The 5,520-nt window shown below is 71.7% G+C and carries 8 protein-coding genes; 6 read left to right on the plus strand and 2 right to left on the minus strand.

Annotated elements, in window-relative coordinates:
* On the minus strand, positions 1–180 hold a 180-nt coding region (locus VGL30_RS17375), incomplete at its 3' end, for a hypothetical protein (RefSeq protein ID WP_331541280.1).
* A 91-nt stretch (positions 181–271) separates the two neighbouring features.
* Between VGL30_RS17375 and trmD the strand changes: the two genes are divergently transcribed.
* From trmD to leuB, 6 genes are all read left to right on the plus strand, one after another.
* Entirely contained in the window at positions 272–982 is a 711-nt protein-coding gene (gene trmD / locus VGL30_RS17380; RefSeq protein WP_331541281.1) for a tRNA (guanosine(37)-N1)-methyltransferase TrmD, read from the plus strand.
* A gap of 15 nt (positions 983–997) precedes the next feature.
* Positions 998–1,393 carry a 50S ribosomal protein L19 gene (gene rplS / locus VGL30_RS17385; RefSeq protein ID WP_331541282.1) on the plus strand — a complete coding sequence of 132 codons (396 nt, stop codon included), beginning with the start codon at positions 998–1,000 and terminating at the stop codon, positions 1,391–1,393.
* A 126-nt stretch (positions 1,394–1,519) separates the two neighbouring features.
* Positions 1,520–2,950, plus strand: coding sequence for a 3-isopropylmalate dehydratase large subunit (gene leuC, locus VGL30_RS17390; protein WP_331541283.1), 1,431 nt, complete (start codon positions 1,520–1,522; stop codon positions 2,948–2,950).
* Positions 2,947–3,558 (plus strand): 3-isopropylmalate dehydratase small subunit, encoded by a 612-nt coding sequence (gene leuD / locus VGL30_RS17395; RefSeq protein ID WP_331541284.1) that lies wholly within the window; start codon positions 2,947–2,949, stop codon positions 3,556–3,558. The genes leuC and leuD overlap by 4 nt, the downstream gene beginning before the upstream one ends.
* Positions 3,555–3,857 (plus strand): putative quinol monooxygenase, encoded by a 303-nt coding sequence (locus VGL30_RS17400; RefSeq protein WP_331541285.1) that lies wholly within the window; start codon positions 3,555–3,557, stop codon positions 3,855–3,857. Before leuD ends, VGL30_RS17400 begins: the two co-directional genes overlap by 4 nt.
* A gap of 81 nt (positions 3,858–3,938) precedes the next feature.
* A complete protein-coding gene (gene leuB, locus VGL30_RS17405; protein WP_331541286.1) occupies positions 3,939–4,991 on the plus strand; it encodes a 3-isopropylmalate dehydrogenase in 1,053 nt (350 codons plus the stop codon).
* Here leuB and VGL30_RS17410 read toward each other — a convergent pair.
* Positions 4,988–5,520 (minus strand): hypothetical protein (locus VGL30_RS17410; protein ID WP_331541287.1); only part of this gene is annotated, 533 nt, incomplete at its 5' end. The genes leuB and VGL30_RS17410 overlap by 4 nt on opposite strands.

The raw sequence follows: 5,520 nt of genomic DNA on the forward strand, positions 1-5,520 counted from the left end.
GTCGAGCCAGGCCCAGGCCGGTTTCCCGTCGATCTGGATGGGGACCATGATCCGCCGGTCCTGGTCGAAGTCGAACGGCAGGCTGACCGAGCCGGCGGCCAGGGCCGGGCCCGCCTGGCCCAGCGCCCGCGCCAGCGCGCCGGCCGCAAGCGCCGCGCCCAGGAATGTCCGTCGTTCCACCTGCAATCCCCGCTCGGTCCCGTTCTAGACGGTGGCGCCTCGCCCGCAAGCCGCTTGACGCGCGGGGCCCTGTGGCGCCTTGACCTCGGCCATGCCGTTCGACGTCTCCGTCCTGACCATGTTCCCCGAGGCCTTCCCCGGCCCGCTCGGCGTCTCCCTGATCGGGACCGCCTGGCGCGAGGCCGGACTCTGGAGCCTGGAAACGGTGGACATTCGCGGCTTTTCCAAGGATAAGCGCGGCTTCCTGGACGACACCCCTGCGGGGGGCGGGCCGGGGCAGGTCATGCGGGCGGACGTCATCGCGGCTGCGCTGGACAGCGTGGAGCGGCGGGGGCGGCCGCTTTTGTATATGAGCGCCCGGGGACGGCCCCTGTCCCAGGCGCAGGTGAAGAGCTGGTCGCAGGGCCCGGGACTGGTCGTCCTGGCCGGCCGGTTCGAGGGGGTGGACCAGCGGGTGCTCGACGCCCGCGGGTTCGAGGAGGTCTCCGTGGGGGACGCGGTGCTCGCCGGCGGCGAGGCGGCGGCCCTGGTGGCGATCGAGGCGTGCGTGCGGCTGCTGCCCGGTGTCCTGGGGCGGGCCGACAGCCTCAGTGAAGAGAGTTTCGAGGACGGGCAGCTTGAGCATCCGCAGTACACGCGACCGCGGACGTTCGAGGGGCTTGAGATCCCCGAGGTGCTGACGTCGGGCCACCACGCCGAGGTGGCCAGGTGGCGGAAGGCGCAGCGGGAGCTAGCGACGCGGGAGCGGCGGCCGGACCTCTGGGCGGCGCATCTCGCCAATCAAAAGGCAAAGGGCGAATGAAGCCCGAGAAGGACGATGACGATGAACATGATCGAGACCCTGGAAAAGGAAGAGGCCGACCGCCTCAAGGCCCAGCGCAGCACCCCGGAGTTCCAGCCCGGCGACACCGTGCGCGTCAACGTCCGCATCAAGGAGGGCGAGCGCGAGCGCGTCCAGGCCTATGAGGGCGTCTGCATCGGCCGGCAGGGCTCGGGGATCAACGAGAGCTTCACCGTCCGCAAGATCTCCTTCGGCGAAGGCGTGGAGCGGGTGTTCCCGGTGCTGTCGCCGATGATCGAATCCATCGAGGTGAAGCGCCGGGGCGCCGTGCGCCGCGCCAAGCTCTATTACCTGCGCGACCGCCGCGGGAAGTCGGCCCGCATCGCCGAACGCCAGCAGAGCGTCCGCGAAGAGGCCAAAGTCGAAGAGTAGGACCGCTCCCCGCCCCTTTTCCCCCCGCTTCCGGGTGGAGAGGGGCGGTCTCCATCGAGGGGGAAGGCCTCGCTGCAGCCGTCCGCGCCTTGCCGAAGGCGGGCCTGACGTCCTACATGCCGCCGCATGGCCGGCAAGACGCTTTACGACAAGATCTGGGACGCTCACCTGGTCGCCGAGGCGGCGGGCGGTGAGGCGATCCTCTACATCGACCTGCACCTGATCCACGAGGTGACGACGCCGCAGGCCTTCGCGGGCCTGCGCGCCGCCCGCCGCCCCGTGCGCCGGCCGGACCGCACCCTGGCGGTGGCCGACCACAACGTCCCCACCGAGGGCCAGGCGCTGGGCGTCGGCGCCGTGGCCGACGAGGAGGCGCGCCTGCAGCTCCAGACCCTGGAGCGCAACGTCGCGGACGCCGGCATCGAGTTTTTCCCGATGGGCGACATCCGCAACGGCATCGTCCACGTGGTCGGGCCGGAACAAGGCCGCACCCAGCCGGGCATGACCATCGTCTGCGGCGATTCCCACACCTCCACCCACGGGGCCTTCGGCGCGCTCGCCCAGGGCATCGGCACCTCCGAGGTCGAGCACGTCCTGGCCACCCAGACGCTGCGCCAGTCCAAGTCGAAGAACATGCGGGTGACCATCGAGGGCCTCCCCGGCCCCGGCGTCGGCGCCAAGGACTTCGCGCTCGCCGTCATCGGCGAGATCGGCACGGCCGGCGGCGCCGGCTACGTCATCGAATACGCCGGCGACGCGGTCCGGGCGCTGTCGATGGAAGGCCGCATGACCCTGTGCAACCTGACCATCGAGGCCGGCGCCCGCGCGGGCCTGGTGGCGCCGGACGCGACCACCTTCGACTACATCCGCGGCCGTCCCGCCGCGCCCAAGGCCGGCGCCTGGGAGATGGCGTCCGCCTTCTGGAAGACCCTGCGCTCCGCCTCCGACGCCGTCTTCGACCGCGAGGTGCGCATCGACGCCGCCGGGATCGCGCCGCTGGTCACCTGGGGCACCAGCCCGGAGGACGTGGTCGCCGTCGACGGCCGCGTGCCGGATCCCACGTCCTTCGCCAGCCCGGACAAGCGGGCCTCGGCGGAACGCTCGCTGGAATACATGGGCCTCACCGCCGGCCAGCCGATCGCCGAGGCGAAGATCGACCGCGTGTTCATCGGCTCCTGCACCAACAGCCGCATCGAGGACCTGCGCGCCGCCTCCAAGGTGGTGCAGGCCGCGCTCGACGCCGGCCGCCGGGTCGCCGGCCACGTCGCCGCCATGGTGGTCCCGGGCTCCGGCCTGGTGAAGGCCCAGGCCGAGGACGAGGGCCTGGACGAGATCTTCATCGCCGCCGGCTTCGACTGGCGCGAGCCGGGCTGCTCGATGTGCCTGGGCCTGAACCCCGACAGGCTCGAGCCCGGCCAGCGCTGCGCCTCCACCTCCAACCGCAATTTCGAGGGCCGCCAGGGCCGCGGCGGCCGCACCCATCTGATGAGCCCGGAAATGGCCGCCGCCGCCGCCATCGCCGGCCACATCGCCGACGTGCGGGAGTTTCTCCGATGACCCCCTTCACCCGCATCGACGCCCGCGCCGTCCCCCTGCCGCAGGCCAACATCGACACCGACCAGATCATCCCCAAGCAGTTCCTCAAGACCGTGGAGCGCGCGGGCCTGGCCAAGGGACTGTTCTACGACCTGCGCTTCGACGGTGAGGGCCGGCCGCGGCCGGACTTCGTGCTCAACCGGCCAGAATACCAGGGCGCCGGCCTGCTGGTCTGCGGCGACAACTTCGGCTGCGGCTCCTCGCGCGAGCACGCCCCCTGGGCGCTGATGGACTTCGGGGTCACCTGCGTGATCTCCACCAGCTTCGCCGACATCTTCTACAGTAACTGCTTCCAGAACGGCCTCCTGCCCGTCGTCCTCGAGGCCCAGGAGGTGCAGGCGCTGATGGCGGAGGCCAAGGGCGGCAACCACCTGGTCACCGTCGACCTGGAGGCCCAGACCGTGGTCTCGCCGTCGGGCAGGACCTTCGCCTTCCAGATCGATCCCACCCGCAAGCACAAGATGCTGAACGGCCTCGACGCCGTCGCCGAGACCCTGCAGGCCGCCAAGGCCATCGACGTCTACGAGATGCGCCAGGCGCTGGCCCAGCCCTGGCTGGAGGGCGTGTGACCCTGGTCCTGGCCGGCGTGTTCCGCGTGCCGCCCGCGCAGGTCGAGGCGCTCCGGCCCCACATGCTGGCGGTCATGGCCGCCTCCCGCGCCGAGCCCGGCTGCCGTGAATACGCCTATGCCGAGGACGTGGCCGAGCCCGGCATGATCCGGGTCTTCGAGGTCTGGACCGACCAGGCGGCCCTCGACGCCCATTTCGCCCGGCCGCACATGGCCGCTTGGCAGGCCGCCCGCGAGGCGCACGGCTTCCACGCCCGCGACCTCTGCGTCTACCAGGTCGCGGGCGAGCGGAAGATCTGAGGCCCACCCCTTCCAAAGCGGGGTTTTCCGTCGCCCCGGCATGTCCTAGGAGGGGGCGCGCGAACCAACGGGGACCCTGCCATGACCGACCTGCTCCTGCTGCCCGGCGACGGGATCGGCCCCGAAGTCACCGCCCAGGTGCGTCGCGTGGCGACGCACCTGGCCAATGACCTTTCCATCGAGGAGCGCCCGTTCGGCGGCTGCAGCTTCGACCTTTCCGGGACCCCGCTTACCGACGAGGTGCTGGCCGAGGCCAAGGCCGCCAAGGCGGTGCTGATGGGCGCGGTCGGCGGGCCCAAGTGGGCCTCGGTCCCGCGCCACCTGCGTCCCGAGGCGGCCCTGTTGGGCCTGCGCTCCGGCATGCAGGTGTTCGCCAACCTGCGGCCCGCGTTCTGCTTCCCCTCCCTCGCCGACGCCTCGACCCTGAAGCGCGAGGTGGTCGAGGGCCTGGACCTGATCATCATCCGCGAGCTCACCGGCGGGGTCTATTTCGGCCAGCCGCGCGGGGTGGAGGACCTGCCCGGCGGCGGCAAGCGCGGGGTGGACACCCAGGTCTACACCACCGCCGAGATCGAGCGGGTGGGGCGCGTGGCCTTCGAGCTCGCCCGCGGGCGGCGCAACAAGGTGACCTCGGCCGAGAAGTCCAACGTCATGGAGACCGGCCAGCTCTGGCGCGACGTGGTCACCGAGCTGCACAGGCGGGAGTACCCGGACGTGGAGCTGGAGCACCAGCTGGCCGACAACACCGCCATGCAGCTGGTGAAGCGTCCGCTGCAGTTCGACGTCATCCTCACCGACAACCTGTTCGGCGACATCCTCTCCGACGAGGCCGCGCAGCTCACCGGCGGCCTGGGGCTGCTGCCCTCCGCCGCCCTGGGCGAGCCCGGCAAGCCCGGCCTCTACGAGCCGATCCACGGCTCGGCGCCGGACATCGCCGGCAAGGGCATCGCCAATCCGCTGGCCGCGATCCTCAGTTTCGAGATGGCGCTGCGCTGGTCGCTCGATCGCGCGGACCTCGCCGACACCCTGTTCGCCGCGGTGAACCGGGCGCTGGAGAAGGGCGCCCGCACCCCCGACCTGGGCGGCTCGATGACGACCGTAGAGATGGCCGACGCCCTGCTGGCGGAGCTCTAGACTTCGGCCAGGACCATGAGGCCGCGAACCTCGACCTCGGCGGCGGCGTAGTAGACGAGGCCGTCGCCCCAATCGCGGGTGACGACGCCGGCCGGCGGCCTGGCGTCCTCGCCGCAGAGGAAGGCCAGCTCCTTGGCCGTGAGCATGCCCCAGCGCTCGAAGGCCTCGGCCGGCGTCGGGTCGGGGCGCGGGTCGGCGGTGGCGCCGGGCAGGGCGGCTTCCAGGCCCGCCACATAGTCCTCGTAGGGAACCCAGCCGGCGACGGTGTGCTCGCCGCCGGGGCCGCGGAAGATCACCGTCGGCAGGGCATAGCGATCATGGCCCTCGGAGTGCTTCAGCTCGCCGTTCATCGGGCTGTCGTGCTTGAGGTCGCGGACGTAGTCGTTGGGCTCGCGGGTCTCTCGCCAGTCGGCCTTGTAGGCGGCGGCGACCTCGGGCTTGGCTTGATCGGCGCGCCAGCGGGCGTGATCGAGGCCTGCCACGCCCACCGTCGCGGCGTCGAACTCGTCGGGCGTCTGCGGCCCGATCC

The organism is Phenylobacterium sp., assembly GCF_036502675.1.
Classification (GTDB): Bacteria; Pseudomonadota; Alphaproteobacteria; order Caulobacterales; family Caulobacteraceae; genus Phenylobacterium.

Bases quoted from the DNA above. Each gene is read 5' to 3' on its own strand.
- leuC (WP_331541283.1), top strand. From the start codon at position 1,520: ATGGCCGGCAAGACGCTTTACGACAAGATCTGGGACGCTCACCTGGTC.
- trmD (WP_331541281.1), top strand. From the start codon at position 272: ATGCCGTTCGACGTCTCCGTCCTGACCATGTTCCCCGAGGCCTTCCCC.
- leuB (WP_331541286.1), top strand. From the start codon at position 3,939: ATGACCGACCTGCTCCTGCTGCCCGGCGACGGGATCGGCCCCGAAGTC.
- rplS (WP_331541282.1), top strand. From the start codon at position 998: ATGACGATGAACATGATCGAGACCCTGGAAAAGGAAGAGGCCGACCGC.
- leuD (WP_331541284.1), top strand. From the start codon at position 2,947: ATGACCCCCTTCACCCGCATCGACGCCCGCGCCGTCCCCCTGCCGCAG.